The organism is Shewanella sp. 0m-6, from assembly GCF_052977325.1.
In genome coordinates, this window is the sequence record NZ_JBRIMD010000001.1 from 161,832 (window position 1) to 180,441 (window position 18,610).

Consider the following 18,610-nt stretch of genomic DNA (forward strand, 5'->3'; position numbering starts at 1 on the left):
GTGATCTAATTAGTGTTTATTCTTAATCTGTGAGCCTTAGGGGCTACAAAGGATTGCAGAGTAAGAGTATTATAGGGCTAATTCTTACTAAAACACTCAGGTTTATCCCTGACGGAGCATGTTTTCATGATTACCATTTCCGAAGCAGCTCAGGCGCATTTTGTTAAATTGTTATCAGATCAGCCTGAAGGAACTCACATTCGAGTATTTGTTATCAGCCCAGGTACTGCGCAGGCTGAGTGTGGCGTATCATATTGTCCACCAGATGCTGTTGAAGCGGACGACACTGAACTAGAATTTAATGGCTTTAACGCCATGGTCGACGAGAAGAGCGCACCATTCCTAGAAGAAGCCACTATTGACTTCGTTACCGATCAGTTGGGCTCTCAGTTAACGCTGAAAGCACCAAACGCTAAGATGCGTAAAGTGTCAGATGACGCTTCATTATCAGAGCGTATCGAGTACGTGATCCACTCTGAAATCAACCCACAGCTAGCTAGCCACGGTGGTAACATCTCGCTAGTCGAAATCTCTGAAGAGGGCATTGCGGTGCTTCAGTTCGGTGGTGGTTGTAATGGTTGTTCTATGGTTGATGTAACGCTTAAAGATGGTATCGAGAAGCAATTGCTTGAAATGTTCCCTGGTGAGCTAACAGGCGTTAAAGACGTCACAGAGCATCAACATGGTGAGCACTCTTACCAGTAATACAGATGTCTTCTTAAAAAACGCGACTCTAGCGCTAAGCTAGGTCGCGTTTTTTTATGTCTGCTTACTTATACCAATGCCAATCTGAGCTTGAACCAGTAATGCAGCGACAGTGAGGCACTGCGAGCCAGCATAAAGCAGCTCATCGCAGCCCATAGTGCAAAGTTACCCTGCGGTTCTAGCAAATACCACACAGGGAAGAACACGCCAAAGGTCGATAGAATCATACTATTACGCATCACTTTACCCTTAGCCGCACCAATATACACACCATCAAACAAGTAGGAGCCGAAGGCGAGCAAAGGCAAGAATATCACCCAGATAAGATATTGCTCAGCGACCTCTTTGACCTCACTAATACTGGTCAGCAGCGCAATAATGTGCGAGCCGGCTAAGGCAAAAAACAGCGTAAAGCCTAATGCGGCGATAGCAGACCAAGCCCAGGCTAATGTCACCGACTCTTGCATTAAACGACTGTTTTTTTGACCATAGGCTCGGCCAACTTCAGCTTCAGCATAATAGGCAATACCATCGAGTGCATAAGAGATAAGCAGTAGCAGGTTGAGCAATACGGCGTTGGCAGCAACAGTATTATCACCTAAGCCTGCACCGTAAAATGTCATAAACGCAAATGATAGCTGTAGGCATAAACTACGCACAAATATGTCGGTGTTGAGGCCCATTAGTTTGCCGTAGCTTTGCAGTGACAATTGCTTGACCACGTGAAATAGCTTAAAGCCACCAAGCTTATTAAGCTGTCCGCGTACCATAGTCAGTGCGACGAGGAAACCTGAGATATCGGCAATGACAGATGCGAATGCTGCGCCTTTAACTCCCCAACCGAAAACGAGAACGAAGAGGATATCCAACACAATATTGGCTAGGTTGGCGATAATAAGCTGCCACATTGCAGCCTTAGGTTGTTGGCGTCCTAGCAGCCAGCCAAGCATGACTAAATTCATGAGGGCAAACGGGGTCGACCAGATCCGCACTTGAAAATATTCACGACAATAGCGTTCAACTTCAACGCTGGCGTCGGACATCGCCATGGCAAGGTTAAGGATGGGCCATTGCAGGGCAATGGCAGCAATACCAAATAGTAATGCTAAACTTGCGGCCTGAACCAGTAGCTTAAATTGTTGCTGGGTATCGTTTGCGCCGTAGGCTTGCGCCACTAATCCAGTGGTTGCCATGCGTAAAAAACCTAATAACCACAAAATTAAGGTTATAATCGTTGACCCAACTGCCACGCCGCCTAAATAATAGGCGTTACTAAGATGTCCAACAACGGCAGTATCGACGAGTCCAAGTAGCGGCACCGTGATATTCGAGAGGATCATGGGGAGCGCAAGGGCAAATAGCTGTCGGTTTTTTTGTGGGTTTAACAGTAAGGCAATCATTTTAGAGGTCTAATATTTATGGTTAAAAACGTGTTGCTAGCGCTACTTGCGCTGACAGGTTTTTCGGCTCACGCGGCGGTGATTCTACAATATCATCATGTATCAGATAGCACGCCTGCGATCACCAGTGTTACTCCTGCACAGTTCAAAGAGCAGATGCAGTACCTGACGGAAAACAACTTTAATGTGGTACCACTTTCAACGGTGGTGGAGTCTATTAAGGCAAAAAAAACGCTGTCAGCAAAAACGATTGCGATCACCTTCGATGATGGTTATCGCAGCATTGCTAATACAGCGCACCCCATTTTAAAGCAATATAAATTCCCCTACACGCTTTTTGTCTCGGTTGAGCCGATCCTCAAAGAATATGGCGAAATGATGAGCTGGCAGCAGCTTATCACCTTGTCTAATGAGGGAGCTGAAATTGCCAACCACAGCTGGGGGCATGAGCACTTAATTCGTAAAGAAGCGGGTGAGAGTGATGCACAATGGTTGGCACGCATTGAAGCCAATATTCTGCGAACCGAAAAAGAAATCGCTAAAGCGACCGGACAAAATTTGAAAATGTTGGCTTACCCTTATGGTGAGTACAATCAACAGATTGAAGCGATGCTTGAGAAACATGGTTTTGTGGCATTTGGTCAGCAGTCGGGTGCAGCCGGTCCGTATTCACCGCTAACGGCACTACCGCGTTTTCCTGTTGCTGGCGTGTATGCCGACCTCAACAGTTTAAAGGTAAAACTACATAGCTTAAATATGCCGGTGATTTCGCAAACCAACAGCAATCCACAGTTGCAGCAAGGTCAGTGGCGACCTGAGATTAAAGTGACTTTGGACATGAGCGATATCAATGCATCACAGTTAATGTGCTTTATTCAGGGGCAGGGGGCTAAGAAGCCTAACTGGATCTCTGAAAATGAGTTCAGTATTCAGGCTGAGTTGGATCTGCCCGCAGGTCGTTCACGTTATAACTGTACGGCTCCGAGTAAGAGTAAAGGCAGTTATTACTGGTTCTCACAGCCTTGGATCCGACCTAAATCTAACGGTCAGTGGATAGCAGAATAGCTAATTAGATGATAACAAAGCCCCTGCAAAGGAAATGTCGCTAAGTTAAGCCAAAAGTTAAGCCAAAAGTTAAGCTTAAATTTGATGACTAAACACAAAGCAAAGAACCCAGCATAAGCTGGGTTCTTTGCTTTAAAAGCGATATACCACGAAGCACTTACTTAGCTCACAACACTGACAACACCGAAGCCACGATGAAAGGAAAAGTGTGTGCAGGCTTGTATTGTGCGTTTTTTAACTCAAATCTTGAGCTGAGTTAACTGGAGTACTTATCAATAATTGCATTGACGTCATGAATTAAATCGCGATTTTTTATCTGAGGTAATTGTCCGGGGATCTCTGATTTTGGCTTGATAATCGCAACCTTCTCACCTTTAGGTGACACTAGGGCAAATGAGGCGCTATGGTCAACTTGGTAATTATCTCCTTCCCCTACCATGGCATAAACAAAACCTAGACTACGGGTGACTGGCAGCAGTTGCTTATGTTCGCCGGTGATAGCCACAAATTCTGGATTAAAGAAGCGCATGTAATTTTCCAATGTGCTACTCGAGTCCCTTTGTGGGTCAACAGATAGAAAGATAACCTGTAGATCTTTATCTTGCGCCAGGCTTGGGTACGCCGAGGTCAATTTACCCATGGTCGTCGGGCAAACGTCGGGGCAAGAGGTATATCCGATGAAAAACAGGCTCCATTTTCCATTTAAGTCAGCGTTGGTGAATGTATTACCACGCTGGTCTGTGAGTGAAAATGGGGCTAACGGTTGCGGCGATGGATACTCGAAGCTAGTTTGCAGCGCTAACGGTTTAGCCTGGTTTAGTTGAATTCCTGCGTAGGCACCTGCAGCGACCATTAAAATAGCTGTAATAATCCATGTGAGCTTCATCTTTTTTCTCCTAGCGCATTAATACCTAATAACAGCTGTAAATATTTCTTATCGTCAAATGGTTATGCAAACAGGCTTATACCCACAAGTAGTGATCAACCAGCAAGGCGATAAACAGTAGCATCAGATGATAGATTGAAAACTTAAATAGCTGCATCGCCATGCCGGGTGCTTCGTGAAACTTAAGTTGCCAAGCTTTATAGATAAAAACAGCGCTCAGCAATGTTGAACTCACCAAATAAACCGGACCACACATGCCTACTAATACGGGTAATAAGCAGGCGATGGCTAACAAAATTGTATAGAGGAAAATACAGGTTTTTGTGAATTCGACACCATGAGTCACAGGTAACATAGGGATATCGACCTTGGCATATTCGGCTTTACGATGAATGGCTAGCGCCCAAAAATGCGGTGGAGTCCAAGCAAAAATGATGATGACAAGCAGCAGTGCATTACCGTGAAATTCGCCGGTAACCGCAGTCCAGCCAAGTAATGGTGGCATGGCTCCCGCTAAGCCGCCAACCACAATGTTTTGTGGCGTCGCACGCTTTAAGTAGGCGGTATAAACCACGGCATAACCTATCAAACTTGCAAAGGTGAGCCATGCTGTTAATGGGTTAACTAGGGCGTACAGTACGACAAAACCCAGGATCCCAAGGCCAAATGAAAACGTCAGTGCTTTTGCTATCGATACTCGGCCTTTAGGCAGCGGGCGGTTATAGGTACGAGCCATTAAGCCATCAATACGACGATCGATAAGATGATTAAAGGCTGCAGCGGAACCTGCCATCATGCCTATCCCTGCCATGCCCGCAATTAAGGGCACGATGGGCACAGCGCCTGGTACGGCTAAGCACATGCCGACGAGTACGGTGAGCAACATGAGTGCCACGACTTTAGGTTTGGTCATTTCGTAATAAGCGCGCCATTGAATAAGCGGCGTCGAGTGGTCTTGCTGGAGTGCGATTGGTTTTTGCATTAGTGAAACCTCTCGATATTGTGTTGCGAAATGAAAAGGGCATTATTGGTTGTCATAAAAGGCCCCTATGCTTTGCGCCATAAGGCGTAATTAATAAAAACTAACGTCAGTAGTAATAGTGCAGCGCCGCCATTATGAGAAACCGCGATGCCCAGTGGTAGGTGCAGAACGACGTTGCTGATCCCCAGTGCGACTTGCACAATGACCAAAGCGACTAATAGCCATGCGGTATTACGCATGATGTTTGAGTTAGCGGTGCGAATAAGCTTGAAGGCTAAATACAGCAGCATGACCGCGGTAATCACAGCGCCGATACGATGGGCAACATGAATGGTCATTCTGGCTGAATAGTCTAAAACACCATATTCATAACTGGCGTGTTCACCTTGAAATGGCGAGAAGGCTTGAGCAAAGCTCAGATTATCAACCCAGTTTCCCTCACAAAATGGCAAGGTGGTGCAGGCCAGCGCGGCATAATTTGATGAAGTCCAGCCACCTAAAATAATTTGCAGTAACAAAACTCCAATGCAGATGGCGGCAAAGCCTGCCATCTTTCGTGCAGGAGCATCACCACCAGGGATCCTAAGCGGTTTACTGCGTAGATAAAGTAATAACAGCAGCGAGAACAGTGCAAACCCGCCCAATAGATGTGCCATAACGATAATCGGCATCAGTTTCATCGTCACTGTCCACATGCCGAGCGCAGCTTGGAAGATGATAAGCGCTGCAATAAACATAGGCAGTTTCTTAGGCGCATCCTTAGTCTTAAGGCTGAGGATTAAGATGAGTAATACCAATAAACCCAAGGCACCGGCAATGTAACGGTGGATCATCTCAAGCCATGCTTTATCTGCTTCAACTGTATGTTCTGGAAAGGCTTGTTGCACCTGGTTTAGCTCATGAGTTTGGGTAGGGACTTTGAGCATGCCATAGCAGCCGGGCCAGTCTGGGCAGCCAAGACCAGCATCCGATAGTCGAGTATATGCTCCCATCAGAATCACGCATAAAGTAAACACTAATGTGACTTTCAATAGCGACTTAATCTGCATATCAAACGTCTCCTTAGCCAATCCGTGATAGTTTGAGTAACTTACGTAGGTCAGCCACTAAGGCTTTGCCTTGCATGATTTGTGCTTGATGATCTTCAGCTACTGGGTAGCTCATCACTAAGCTACCTAAGGGATCGACTATCACTAATTCTTGCTGATCAAGCAGCTGGCTAAGTGCTTTAGAGGGGGTTGCGGTTACAAAATCAAAGGCGTCGAGTACAGTCGTATCACTGTGCTCATTAACCAAAATAATGGTATGAACACGGTCTTGATGTCGACCCAGTGCGGTATGACTTTGCTGAAGAATATAGAGCCTATCTTCGCAGACGGCATTACAGTGGCTAGGAAGTAGGTAGAGCAACTGCCATTCATGGGGCAGTGGATTCACCATAGCTAGATTCTGATAGCTGGTATCGGTATCGAGCAATTGCCCCTTATTGGTGGCTCCGCCTTGGTACAGGTCAAAGCTGAGCACCAGTTTTGCCGCTATCACAGGCAGGACAAAAGCCAGTAATAACAGTATCAGTGTTTTTTTGCCGCTTTTTTGGGGGGAGTTCATTCCATCTCCTCTTTATCTTACTAAAATCCATCAAATTTGATGATTAAAATTAAGTCTTCCCATTACGGCTAGGAGCTTAATTTCTAACCTACATCGTCTAACCTTCGTTAGCAATAGAGCAATATGATTACTTGTTATATCGTTGTTTTAACATGCGAAAAAATAAATAGCCCATGATCAATATAAATACGCCTGCCATTGCAAACCACTGTACGGCATAACCTTGATGCTTCTGCGACGATAACGGGATTGGTTGCCACGGATGAGGGTATAGGTTGTCAAGATTACTCGGCTGTAATACGACGCCGGAGAGCGATTGATTAAGTTGTTCAGACAGCTGTGGGATATTGAGATTTTGGATGCGTTTGGGCCAACCAGCTTCAGCCATCAGATCAAAGCTCATCGGATTAAACTGCTTTTGGTAAACCCGCCCCTCTAGCATTATAGGATTGGTAATCGCTGTTACGTTTGGTAGCTTAGAGCGATCCATACTCGCTGAGATAAAGCCGAGTTCAACTAACAACCATGGCTCTGATGCACTGACCTGCAAAGCTTGTAAGGCAATGTAGCCTACTCTACCCTCATAGACTTGATTATCGAGCAAGAAAACATTGGTTGAGATGGGAGTCACCGCCGTTTTTAGCTTAAACCCTGTTAAAGGCTCATCTTTAGGGAGGCTGAGCAGTTGCGAATAGTTTAATACAGAAGCTGCTTGTCTATCTGTTAGTTGTTGCTGCCAGAGAGCCTTATATTGAGCTCTTTCAAGCTGCCAAAAACCTAACTTGACCAAAATAGAAAACACAATCACAGTAGAAAGCACAATAAATAACCAAGCAAGATTCATCTTAACGCGAGGAAGCGCCATGTCTGCTTTGTTTGTCTTTAAATTAGTTTTCGTACTGCTACTGCTATTCATACTGGTTAATTTAGGTCGAGCCCTATTTATTATGGTGAAAGGAGAAAAGAGTATCCCCATGAGTCAATTCTTAGGTCGCCGAGTCCTCTTTTCTGTACTCGTGGTGCTGTTACTGCTGGTGGCATTAGGGACGGGAGTCATAACACCTAACTCCAGACCCTACTGATGACATTATTGTTTATGTGATCGTATTAATATCGGCAATATGAGTGGTTAAAGCACATAAACAAAGAAAAACAAGCACAGCCAAACCACATCGACAAAGTGCCAATACCAAGCCCCTGCTTGAAAAGCAAAGTGCTTATCTGGGGTAAAGTGCCCTTTAAGCACTCGTAAAAACAACACCATAAGGAATACCGTTCCTAGGGTAACGTGCATGCCATGGAAGCCGGTTAGCAAGAAAAAGGTGTTACCGTAAATGCCTGAATTTAATGTCAGCCCCATTTCTTGGTAGGCATGGACATACTCTTCCACTTGCAAGAATAAGAACGCTACCCCAAGTAAAATGGTTATCGATAGCCAAACGGTTAACGCGGTACGCTTATTTTTTTCTAACCCTACGTGAGCAAAATGCAATGTTATCGAAGAGGTCAAAAGAATTAAGGTGTTGTAGAGCGGTAGTCCTGTCCAGTCCATCGCTTGGGTCAGGCTGCCATCTGGCGTTGTCAGTAAGGGCCAAGCAGCTTCAAACATTGGCCATAATACTTCATGGGTCATCTCATTATTTGAGGCGCCGCCAAGCCAAGGTATTGCGATAATTCGGGCATAAAATAAGGCGCCAAAAAAAGCTGCAAAGAACATGACTTCAGAAAAGATAAACCAGCTCATTCCTTGCCTAAAGGAGCGATCCATCTGTTTGGAGTAGAGCCCTGCCATAGATTCGGCGATAACGGTTCTAAACCAGCCAAAAATCATGAAAATGATAACCGCAATACCAGCTAGCAAAATATAGCCACCACTGCCGCCTTCTGTTTTTAATTCAGAGACATAGCTTCCAGCACCAAAGGCGATAAGAAATAAACCTATCGCGCCAATAATGGGCCACGCACTTTGCTCTGGTACGTAGTAGTTTTCGTGTTTATGTTCAGTTGTCATTTAGCCGCTCCTTGCCCTGTAACGGCTTTAGCCCCAGTTTTAGTCACTGTGTTAATCACAGCGACGTTTTTATTGCTGGAGTAGTTTTCATCTATATGTTCAGTTGTCATTGTGCAGCTCCTTGCTCCACGACATTACTTGTGGCACTTACTACATAGCCCTTGTCGGTGATGTTGTAGAGGGTATAAGAGAGGGTCAGGGTCGAGATTGAATCCGGCAATTGGGGATCCACAAAAAAGATGAGTGGTAGCTCGGCTGCAGCGTTAGCCTGCAATACCTGCTGATTGAAACAGAAGCATTCCGTCTTATTAAAGTATGCCGCCCCCTGTCCGGGAGAAACAGACGGAATAGCCTGCCCCACAATATGCTCTGCCGATAAATTCGTAGCGACAAAATGAGTACGAATAAGCTCACCGGGATGCACTTGCATGGTATTAACCTGAGGTTTAAATGTCCAAGGCATGTCGCTTTGCACTTGAGACACAAACTCAACCGTTATGGTTCTGTTTTTATCCACTACGACAGGCTGATAAACACTGGCGGTACTTGCGGGTTTACCGTTAATACCCAATGCGTCGCAAAGCACGTCATATAAAGGAACAAGCGCAAAACCAAACCCAAACATGCCCACAGCGCCAATAATTAGCATGGCGAGCAATTTGCGATTGGCGTTACGCTTCATCTCAGTCATCTTTATTTCACCTCTGGCGGGGTGGTAAATGAGTGATATGGCGCAGGGCTAGGAATGGTCCATTCTAATCCTTCGGCGCCTTCCCATGGTTTGGCTGGAGCCTTTTCACCACCACGAATACACTTAATCACTACGGCTAAAAAGATCAGCTGCGAAAGGCCAAATGCGAAGCCGCCGATCGATACAATCTGGTTCACATCAGCGAACTGGATAGCATAATCAGGAATACGCCTTGGCATTCCGGCTAAGCCTAAGAAGTGCATTGGAAAAAACAGCACGTTGACTGAAATTACCGAACACCAGAAGTGCCAGCGCCCTAAGGTTTCGCTGTACATATGGCCGGTCCATTTGGGTAGCCAATAATAGGCCGCTGCCATGATGGAGAATATTGCTCCAGTCACCAATACATAATGAAAATGCGCCACCACAAAGTAGGTATCATGGTATTGGAAGTCAGCAGGAGTGATCGCCAGCATTAGTCCCGAAAAGCCCCCTATGGTGAACAAGATAATAAAGGCCACCGCAAATAACATGGGAGTTTCAAAGGTAATAGAACCTCGCCACATGGTCGCAACCCAGTTAAATACTTTTACGCCTGTCGGCACTGCAATCAGCATGGTGCAATACATAAAGAACAATTCAGCAAATACCGGCATACCCGTAGTAAACATGTGATGCGCCCACACCAGGAACGACAAAACGGCGATACTCGCAGTGGCGTAAACCATCGATGAGTAACCAAATAAGCGCTTACGGCTAAAGGCTGGCACAATTGCCGAGATGATACCGAATGACGGCAAGATCATGATGTACACCTCAGGGTGGCCAAAGAACCAGAAAAGATGCTGGAACATGACAGGATCCCCGCCGCCGGCGGCATCAAAAAAGCTAGTGCCGAAGTATTTATCGGTGAGTACCATAGTCACTGTGCCAGCGAGCACAGGCATGACCGCAATAAGTAAAAAGGCGGTAATTAACCAGGTCCAAACAAATAACGGCAGCTTCATCCAAGTCATACCGGGGGCACGCATATTGACGATAGTGACGACCACATTAATCGCGCCCATGATTGAGCTAATCCCCATGATATGAACTGCAAATACAAATAGAGCGGTACTGTCAGGGCTATAGGTTGTCGATAGTGGTGCGTAGAATGTCCAGCCGAAATTGGGGCCGCCACCTTCCATAAAAAGTGAGCTTAACAAAATGGAAAATGCGAAAGGTAGGATCCAAAAGCTCCAGTTATTCATTCGCGGTAGCGCCATATCGGGAGCACCAATCATCATCGGAATTAGCCAGTTAGCTAGGCCTGTAAAGGCCGGCATCACAGCGCCAAATACCATCACTAAACCGTGAACAGTGGTCATCTGGTTAAAGAAGTTGGGTTCGACTAATTGCAATCCGGGCTGAAATAGCTCTGCGCGGATCACCATTGCCATCGCGCCACCGGTTAAAAACATAATAAAACTGAACCAAAGATAGAGGGTGCCAATATCTTTATGGTTAGTGGTTAACAGCCAGCGCATAATACCTTTTGGCGCGCCATGGTGGTGGTCATCATGGCTCACGTCGTTAGCGGCTGGTGAGTCTTGTGTAATTGTGCTCATGTTAATCCCTTACTTTCCGTGACCATCAACATCAGAAGCCTGAACGGCATCACCAGAGTTATTACCCCAGGCATTGCGCTCATAAGTCACCACTGCAGCAAGCTGTTGTGGTGTAAGTAGCGCGCTAAATGACTGCATTGCCGTACCAGGTTTACCATTGATAACAATATCAAGGTGAGCGGCTACAGGGCCTTTGATGATTGGGCTACCCACTAATGATGGGAACGCTGGAGGTAGGCCTGTCCCCGCTGCTTGATGACAAGCCGCGCAGCTAGTCATATAGACTTTTTCCCCCATGGTCAGGAGTTCATTCATGGCTAGGTCACCTAATGGTGCCGTTGTTAGTTCTTTAGTTACCTCGTCATCAGCTTTGGTTTCTGAGGTTGTATCTTGATTAACCTCAGCTTGTGTTGCAGGTGAGGTCGCAGGTATTGCACTTGGAGTCGCTGGGGTTGTATCTACCGATGTTGCTGGCGTGGTCGTATCTGAGCTTACGTCGGCTGCTTGAACAGTGTCGCCTGAGTTATTGCCCCAGGCATTGCGCTCATAAGTCACTACGGCAGCAATTTCAGTTGCAGTTAACTGGCTAGAAAACGCCTGCATAGCAGTGCCCGATTTACCATTTAATACAATATCGATATGCAGCTGAGCAGGCCCTTTAATAAGCGGGCTGCCAATAAGAGAAGGGAATACGCCAGGTAGGCCAGCACCATTAGGCTGGTGGCAGGCAGCGCAGCGTGCAAGGTAGACTTGCTCGCCTTGCGCCATTAATTCTTCCATTGTTAGCGTTTGCGATAGGGCAGCCTTTGCTGCCACTTCGGCATTGCTGGCGGCTTGTTGTTGTGCAATCAGCCAAGCATCAAAATCTTCTTCTGATAAAGCTTCAACAACAATAGGCATAAAGCCATGGTCTTTACCGCAGAGCTCGGCACATTGGCCACGATAAGTGCCCGGTTTGTCGATGCGGGTCCAGGCTTCATTAATAAATCCTGGATTAGCATCTTTTTTAACGGCAAATGCGGGTACCCACCAGGAGTGAATAACATCATCTGAAGTCATTAAGAAACGTACTTTACGATTAATCGGTAGTACCAGTGGCTTATCTACCTCTAAAAGGTAGTTTTTACCTTTTGCTTCTTCGCCATCTATCTGCGCTCTGGGGGTAGAAAGCAGACTGAAAAATTCAACATCTTTGTTGAAATAGCTGTAATGCCATTTCCATTGTGAGCCGGTAATCTTGATGGTGAGGTCAGCATTACTTGGATCTTCCATAGCAATCAATGTCTTGGTTGCGGGAATAGCCATAAGTATAAGAATAATAAAAGGTACAACAGTCCAAAGGATCTCGACTTTAGTACTTTCATGAAAGTTGGCGGCGACTGCGCCTTTTGATTTGCGGTGGTTGATCATAGCGTAAATCATGATGCTAAAAACCACGATGCCAATAGCACAGCAGATGTAGAGAATAATCATATGGAGGTTGTAAACCCGCCCACTGATATCCGTAACACCCTCTGTCATATTAAGCGGCATTTCTGATGCAACAAGTACGGGCGAAAATAGCAACGCCAGCACACAATACAACAATTGCTTCACTAGACTTCTCCTCTGTCCACAAGACAAAGAAGAGTCACACAGTAAGTCTCTGCTCTATGTAAACTCTTCAGTTCCCAAAAAAGCAACGATGACTTCAAAGTGCGCGAGTGGCTTGCCTATCGAGTCGCAATTAATGGGATCGCGACACAGGCTATTGTATTCAGTGCTATTCACTGCTGGTGTAACCACGTTGGCACATACGGCTGAAATATATCAGGCCAATCTCAGTCTAAGCTTTAAATTCAGGACTAATCCCAGAGCAAAGACCGACAACTAAATCGCTCGGATATAACAAAATATCGTTGTTATGACTTCCTACACTACTTGGTGTTTAAATATTGATCAAGATCACTTTTTCAATTATTGATAATAAAAAAGCCCTCGAATGAGGGCTTTAGAAAATCGTTTGTACTAGAAGGCGCTTACTAAAACGCACCTCCTAGTCATCATGTATTAGAAAGCGAGGAGATGTTCTGCTTAATGAACAGCACCAAACAGGGAGGCTTGACCAAAAGCACTATCCTGCATATTGATTGAGCGACAAGATTGTTGCTTATTTGTGTTATCAATCGAATGTTCAATGACAATGCCGACAGCGCGAGCGCTTTTGGCAACGATTTGTAGGCGTCGATTGTCACGAGCATCTAAAGAGTTGGTCCAAGTAATCACCGCACTTGAGGTACCGCTTGTTAAGGCTTTTTCCATTGCCCAAAGTGTTTCCACTTCATCTTTAGCATGAACCAGTAAAATGCGGTCCATTCTTACACCTGCAGCTGCTAGCATCTGCTTGTAGCCAATATTCGGCGGGCTAATCAGTACAATCCAGCGACCCTGTTGGCTCAATTGTGAAAGCTGAGCACTGATCTGGTTCAGCTCATCACGCCCTTGAGTTTGGGTCACCATAGTCGTGATGTCATTACTCGTGCTGCTCACCATATTGGTCGATGGCATATCCTGCCACAGTCCAGGGTGACGAGGACTCGTTCCCATTAGTTTGTTCATTGCCAGTCTCCATTACGGATCACACCAACGGCTAAACCTTCAATACTTAAGCTTTGGTTTGCTAGATCCACTTCAATTGGTGAATACTCTTCGTTCTCAGCATGTAAGAAAACTTTGTTACCCTTTTTCTCAAAACGCTTAACGGTAACATCATCTTCAACGCGTGCTACAACCACTTGGCCGTTACGTGCTTGCTGTATTTTGTGTACAGCCAGTAGATCACCTTCTAGTATGCCAATATTCTTCATACTGTCACCACGGACTCTGAGTAAGAAGTCTGCTGATGGCTTGAACATGGCAGGATCGACTTTATAGTGTTGCTCGACATGCTCTTGCGCAAGAATCGGTTCACCTGCAGCAACTTGGCCGATAAGGGGTAAACCTAAATCTGCATCTTCAGTGTCTTCTTGGGTTAACTTAATACCGCGAGACGTGCCCGGCATAATTTCAATGCAGCCTTTTTTAGCTAAGGCTTTTAAATGTTCTTCAGCAGCATTGGCTGACTTAAAACCTAAACGTCTAGCGATCTCGGCACGGGTAGGTGGCATGCCAGTATCAGCAATATTACGTTTAATTAGCTCTAAAATTTCAGCTTGGCGCGGTGTAAGTGGTCTCATGGTTAACCCTGTCTTTCTATACAGTAACTGTTAGTATATACAGTATTTTTTTGAGTGCAAGTAATAACCAGTTATATTGTTTTTTGTGGGATCCAGTTTCAAATGAAATAAATCCAGCGATGTGAAACTCGTTATTGGACAGCGTCTGAAATTAACTAATATTTTGCTGGACATCAGCACTTATAAATTTAGATAAGGCCTCCGGATGAGAATTCGATGGGAAGGGGATTTTTGAGTGAATATATAAATTAGTCTTAGCTCATTTATGCCCATTACGTGCAACCAGCTAGGAAGGAATCCTTCCTCGTTGCCTAAACTGTTCATGCCCCTTTATTAGCTACAGGCAATAAGCAGGAAAGAACAGTGAAGAGTCTGTTGGCCTACTTTTACGAATCGATAAGCAATAATCACGAATTACTTTCGATTCAACATCAATACTCACTTTGCTCATTTCTGTGCGCGTTTATCCAGTAATACTTTTGTAGAGTGCAGATAAATCAATAGCTTTTCTTCAACAAAAATTAAATAGTAGGTTTATTAAATATGCATGCGCTTTTTGCCAAATATACGCGCATGCACACTATACAAATGTTGAACTAAGCCGCTGCGCGGGGCCTAAAAAATATTCAATCGAGTGTATAACCTACATTGGATCAGTTAGACTTAAAGAAATGCGAAGGAGCACAACAATGACAACGGAATTTCAATGAAAAACTTACCTTCTACTAGATATCAATTGATAAAACCTGCTCTACAGCCCAGAGCCAGCATCAAAAAAAGCAAATCCCTATAGCATAAAGCATACCAATTAATCTGGATTCAGCATCGACTAAGTCCAACAAGCGATTTGTGCCTTGCAAACAGCGCAACGCACAAATACTAAGACGTTATAAGCACAAGGAAGTTTTCAGATGATCCGCAACTTTCTAGAGACAGAGAAACAAATTCAGCATTCAGCACATGATGGAAAAGGTGCTGTAGAGTTGTATGAAATTTGGGGTAAATCAGATTTTATCAGCGGATGTGATTTTATTGATAGGCAAATTATACCGCCAAATTCTACTGTTGGTTATCACAAACACGGTAACAATGAAGAGATGTATATCATTCTTGAAGGTAGCGGAACAATGACTATTGCAGATCAAGAATATAGAGTTAAAAAAGGAGACATGATTAAAAACCCTCCTTTTGGTGAGCATGGATTGGTTAATGATTCAAACGAAAACATAGAGTTGTTAATCATACAGATGAGTATTGAGTAGTGTGCTTATAACAAGCAGCTAAATCCAGACTCACCAAGGCTGTCATGCCATTTGCTGAACAAATCGCCCGCCAGCACATGGTTCACTTATTAGCAGGGCGTTATGCAGTCGTGAACCGTTTCGAGTATAGGAAAATATAATGAGTGATAGTTGGGATGATTACGCAGATGGCTGGGATTCAAATTCAGATGTAATCGAGTATTCTAATAAGGCCTTTGATTCGCTGTGTAAATTCATAAGTTTAGATGGTTTAAATGTTTTAGACTTTGGGTGTGGAACTGGCCAACTAACTGAAAAAATAGCTCATGTTGCATCTTCAGTTGTTGCAATTGATTCCTCACCAAAGATGATTAAAGTTTTAAAGAATAAAAATATTCATAATGTAAACTCACTATCATGCGAAATTTCAAGAAACTCGATCAATAACAATCCTATTTTTGAGTCAGGTTTTGATTTAATTGTTGCGTCATCCGTTTGTGCTTTTGTGCCAGATTACGAGAAAACGTTATCTGATCTTAAGCTTCTTCTAAAAGAAGGCGGTACTTTTATCCAATGGGATTGGAAGCGAAGCAATGGAGAAGATGATTTCGGCTTTACCAATGAAATAATTACTGATGCATATTCAAAGGTAGGCCTTTCTGTTGTTCGTGCTTCAGAGGCGTTTTCTCTAACAAGTGAAAAAGGCACTATGAAAGTTATAATGGGAATAGCAAAAAATGCATAATCGGGTAGCCGGGGGTATCTAGCCTCCAGCACCCATACCACCCTGTATGCGGATCCGCACTACCTCTAAATGAGGCCTGTAATTCGCTGAAATTGAGAGTTTCATTTTGGCTGGATTTCTGGTGGTAAATTTCACATTATCCCGGATCAAGCCGATATACCTATCTGGATTTCGCCCCTTAACTTATTGATTTCATATTAGGGGGAATTTCACTTGAAACTGGATCCCACATTTTTGTGGGATCCAGTTTCAAATGAAATAAATCCAGCGATGTGAAACTCGTTATTGGGTAGCGCCTGAAGGTATCTCTTTATCTCAAGCGTTCATTAGCTGACTTTGTTGCCTACTCATTTAGTATCTCGGGTGCGTTTGTTCCATAGACAAATAAGTCCGCGCAATTGAGCCTCTTGCGCCCGCTGTTGGTTCAACTTTATTTCCTTGCACTTTTACCTGACAGCTACCAAAGCTCGAACGAGAAGAAGGGAGTGGTAAGCAACAAGGCATTTGCTCTACTTTATACTTGCTGAAGACCTTGGTATGTACAAAAAGGCTAGGTGTAGTTTGCCGAACACATACCTTAAAAACAGAGCCCAATCAAAGGTTGGGCTCTGTTTCGAGATCTAAGGTGCCAGCTGATTAACCTTATTAACTGCTAAGATTAACCGCCGCAGCCATCAGAACTTCTGGAGTTGATATAGCGAACATCTTTCGCTCTGTCATAATTGGCAGGATCGAGCGTGTCATGCTTTTTGATGAATTGATAAAGCATATCTGCATCAATAAAGCCGGTATCTCTCGCCTTTTCCTTTAACTTGGGATACTTATTACCGCCCGCAGCGTTATAGCTAGGGAGGGTAAATCGATATTTATCTGTTAGCTTGAAGGGCTTATCACCAACAGTTCTGATATCGACATCTTTAGCTTTACAGTCAACGGTCATCTTGATACCGCTAAAATGGGCAAAGCCTCCAGAGCCTCGAGTCTTAAGCGCAACCCTAGACAAATACTTCTTTAGTTCGGCTCCATTCATCTCGGTTACAGTCACGCTGTTGGAAAAAGGCTGCACCTTAAGCACATCACGATAGCGAATGGGCCCTTTCTTTATGGTGGCTCGAATACCACCTGAGTTTATGATCCCAAAATCTGCGGGGATAGGAAGCTGAGTTTGAGCGTGCGCAATCATCACCCCCAGAGGCGTAGCTTGGTAACGAACAATCTTACGCTTACCAATGAAGTCCGCCTTTGCAACACCAATCTGTTCTCTCAACTTCAGCTGCCCCTTACGCTGATAGGGCCGAAGCAGTTCGAGGGTTTCCTTATCCTTAGGCGTTAGCATATGAGGCGGATAGTAGGAACCAAACTTGGTTTCTGTATTCACTGGTACTAACTCGTAGTTTGCCAAGTGTAGCTTACCACCATAGTATTCAAAATCGGCGCGACCAACGAACTTTCCCCACTCGTAGGCTTGCATGATCCAAGTGCCATTTTGACGATCAGGCCTACAAGGCTCATCTCGACCATAATCTTCTACGTACTCACCAGTGTCCCCTTCCATACACACAGGCAACTGTGAATGTCCGCCAATGATTGCTTGGATCTGGCCAGGCTTTAGGCTTTTGGCAAGAGCAACATCACCGGGCGCGTTACTTCCATGTTTACCATTTTCATAGTGACCCATATGGGTGAGACCAAAAACAAGATCCGGTTGATGCTTCTGCTCAAGCTCTGCCAAAATATTTTTTGCCTCAGCTTGTGCTGAAGTGAATTTTAGATCTTCAACGAATTCTGGATTACCTATCTCAGCGGTATGCTCGGTAGTCAGGCCGACTACGGCTAGCTTCAAGCCTTGAACCTCGAATAGCTTGTAGGGTTCGAAGTAGCGTTGCCATTCACCATCGACTTGGCGATAGATGTTGGCCGATAACCACGGGAACTTTGACCAGCCTCTCTGCTTATCCATCACCGTCGATGGATTATCAAACTCATGGTTACCCACGGCCATGGCGTCATATCCAAGGTGGTTCATGCCGATAAAATCTGGCTCGGCGTCTTGAAGATCAGACTCAGGTACGCCAGTGTTAATATCGCCACCTGAGAGCAGTAACGTTTCCCCACCTTGCTCGGTGACCTCTTTACGAATTTGGTCGAGAATGGTTTTTCGCGCGGCCATACCATACTCACCTCTAGAGCCTTGCCAAAAACGGCCGTGGTGATCATTGGTATGGAGCAAGGTGAAGCGCTTACAGTCATCACCAGCGGCTTGACAGGCGATAGATGCTGTCGTCTTAGGCGCCTCTTCCACCTTTTCCTTACCACAGCCGCTCAATGTTAACGTTAGAGCGATAGCTGAGCCGGTAAGAAGTAGGCTAGAAGGACGGAGTGAAGTATTCATAATAATCCTTCAATATTATTCAGATAAGCGTTGTCATTTGCCCTAATAGCTGATTTCTCATT

Annotated in this window: 18 protein-coding genes; 5 read left to right on the forward strand and 13 right to left on the reverse strand. The window is 44.8% G+C overall.

Annotated elements, in window-relative coordinates:
• Positions 1 to 126: 126 nt before the first annotated feature.
• Positions 127 to 705, forward strand: coding sequence for a Fe-S biogenesis protein NfuA (gene nfuA / locus ACVBJC_RS00710; RefSeq protein WP_447158998.1), 579 nt, complete (start codon positions 127 to 129; stop codon positions 703 to 705).
• A gap of 68 nt (positions 706 to 773) precedes the next feature.
• On the opposite strand, the gene ACVBJC_RS00715 is transcribed toward nfuA, so the two are convergent.
• Positions 774 to 2,105: an MATE family efflux transporter gene (locus tag ACVBJC_RS00715; RefSeq protein ID WP_447158997.1), complete on the reverse strand. Its 1,332-nt coding sequence runs from the start codon at positions 2,103 to 2,105 to the stop codon at positions 774 to 776.
• An 18-nt stretch (positions 2,106 to 2,123) separates the two neighbouring features.
• Here ACVBJC_RS00715 and ACVBJC_RS00720 point away from each other — a divergent pair, with 18 nt between their 5' ends.
• On the forward strand, positions 2,124 to 3,170 hold the full coding sequence (locus tag ACVBJC_RS00720; protein WP_447158996.1) for a polysaccharide deacetylase family protein: 1,047 nt from the start codon (positions 2,124 to 2,126) through the stop codon (positions 3,168 to 3,170).
• A gap of 256 nt (positions 3,171 to 3,426) precedes the next feature.
• Here the strand turns inward: ACVBJC_RS00720 and ACVBJC_RS00725 are convergent, their stop codons facing one another.
• The 5 genes from ACVBJC_RS00725 to ACVBJC_RS00745 form a co-directional block, all read right to left on the reverse strand.
• Positions 3,427 to 4,056: an SCO family protein gene (locus ACVBJC_RS00725; RefSeq protein ID WP_447158995.1), complete on the reverse strand. Its 630-nt coding sequence runs from the start codon at positions 4,054 to 4,056 to the stop codon at positions 3,427 to 3,429.
• Positions 4,057 to 4,132: 76 nt separating this feature from the next.
• Entirely contained in the window at positions 4,133 to 5,038 is a 906-nt protein-coding gene (gene cyoE / locus ACVBJC_RS00730) for a heme o synthase (protein ID WP_447158994.1), read from the reverse strand.
• 65 nt (positions 5,039 to 5,103) lie between these two features.
• The gene (locus tag ACVBJC_RS00735; RefSeq protein WP_447158993.1) at positions 5,104 to 6,087 is read right to left on the reverse strand and encodes a COX15/CtaA family protein; all 984 of its coding nucleotides are present in this window, start codon (positions 6,085 to 6,087) and stop codon (positions 5,104 to 5,106) included.
• A 13-nt stretch (positions 6,088 to 6,100) separates the two neighbouring features.
• Entirely contained in the window at positions 6,101 to 6,646 is a 546-nt protein-coding gene (locus ACVBJC_RS00740) for a hypothetical protein (protein ID WP_447158992.1), read from the reverse strand.
• 127 nt (positions 6,647 to 6,773) lie between these two features.
• Positions 6,774 to 7,511, reverse strand: a complete 738-nt coding sequence (locus tag ACVBJC_RS00745; RefSeq protein WP_447158991.1) for an SURF1 family protein — start codon at positions 7,509 to 7,511, stop codon at positions 6,774 to 6,776.
• Between ACVBJC_RS00745 and ACVBJC_RS00750 the strand changes: the two genes are divergently transcribed.
• Complete coding sequence (locus ACVBJC_RS00750; protein ID WP_447158990.1) at positions 7,510 to 7,728, forward strand: DUF2909 family protein; 219 nt, start codon at positions 7,510 to 7,512, stop codon at positions 7,726 to 7,728. The two genes, ACVBJC_RS00745 and ACVBJC_RS00750, sit on opposite strands and share 2 nt — an antisense overlap.
• A gap of 47 nt (positions 7,729 to 7,775) precedes the next feature.
• Here ACVBJC_RS00750 and ACVBJC_RS00755 read toward each other — a convergent pair whose 3' ends face one another.
• The 6 genes from ACVBJC_RS00755 to lexA all read right to left on the reverse strand — a co-directional run bounded on the left by ACVBJC_RS00755 (position 7,776) and on the right by lexA (position 14,170).
• Positions 7,776 to 8,657: a cytochrome c oxidase subunit 3 gene (locus ACVBJC_RS00755; RefSeq protein WP_447158989.1), complete on the reverse strand. Its 882-nt coding sequence runs from the start codon at positions 8,655 to 8,657 to the stop codon at positions 7,776 to 7,778.
• Between the two features lie 106 nt (positions 8,658 to 8,763).
• On the reverse strand, positions 8,764 to 9,348 hold the full coding sequence (locus tag ACVBJC_RS00760; protein WP_447158988.1) for a cytochrome c oxidase assembly protein: 585 nt from the start codon (positions 9,346 to 9,348) through the stop codon (positions 8,764 to 8,766).
• Between the two features lie 2 nt (positions 9,349 to 9,350).
• The gene (gene ctaD / locus ACVBJC_RS00765) at positions 9,351 to 10,955 is read right to left on the reverse strand and encodes a cytochrome c oxidase subunit I (RefSeq protein ID WP_447158987.1); all 1,605 of its coding nucleotides are present in this window, start codon (positions 10,953 to 10,955) and stop codon (positions 9,351 to 9,353) included.
• A 9-nt stretch (positions 10,956 to 10,964) separates the two neighbouring features.
• Positions 10,965 to 12,551 (reverse strand): cytochrome c oxidase subunit II, encoded by a 1,587-nt coding sequence (coxB, locus tag ACVBJC_RS00770; protein WP_447158986.1) that lies wholly within the window; start codon positions 12,549 to 12,551, stop codon positions 10,965 to 10,967.
• A gap of 477 nt (positions 12,552 to 13,028) precedes the next feature.
• Positions 13,029 to 13,553, reverse strand: coding sequence for a cell division inhibitor SulA (locus tag ACVBJC_RS00775; RefSeq protein ID WP_447158985.1), 525 nt, complete (start codon positions 13,551 to 13,553; stop codon positions 13,029 to 13,031).
• Positions 13,550 to 14,170: a transcriptional repressor LexA gene (gene lexA / locus ACVBJC_RS00780; protein WP_447158984.1), complete on the reverse strand. Its 621-nt coding sequence runs from the start codon at positions 14,168 to 14,170 to the stop codon at positions 13,550 to 13,552. The genes ACVBJC_RS00775 and lexA overlap by 4 nt, the downstream gene beginning before the upstream one ends.
• 911 nt (positions 14,171 to 15,081) lie before the next feature.
• Here lexA and ACVBJC_RS00785 point away from each other — a divergent pair.
• Positions 15,082 to 15,432, forward strand: a complete 351-nt coding sequence (locus tag ACVBJC_RS00785; RefSeq protein WP_447158983.1) for a cupin domain-containing protein — start codon at positions 15,082 to 15,084, stop codon at positions 15,430 to 15,432.
• A gap of 139 nt (positions 15,433 to 15,571) precedes the next feature.
• Entirely contained in the window at positions 15,572 to 16,156 is a 585-nt protein-coding gene (locus ACVBJC_RS00790) for a class I SAM-dependent DNA methyltransferase (RefSeq protein WP_447158982.1), read from the forward strand.
• Between the two features lie 658 nt (positions 16,157 to 16,814).
• On the opposite strand, the gene ushA is transcribed toward ACVBJC_RS00790, so the two are convergent.
• Positions 16,815 to 18,548, reverse strand: a complete 1,734-nt coding sequence (ushA, locus tag ACVBJC_RS00795) for a bifunctional UDP-sugar hydrolase/5'-nucleotidase UshA (protein ID WP_447158981.1) — start codon at positions 18,546 to 18,548, stop codon at positions 16,815 to 16,817.
• Positions 18,549 to 18,610: the final 62 nt, after the last annotated feature.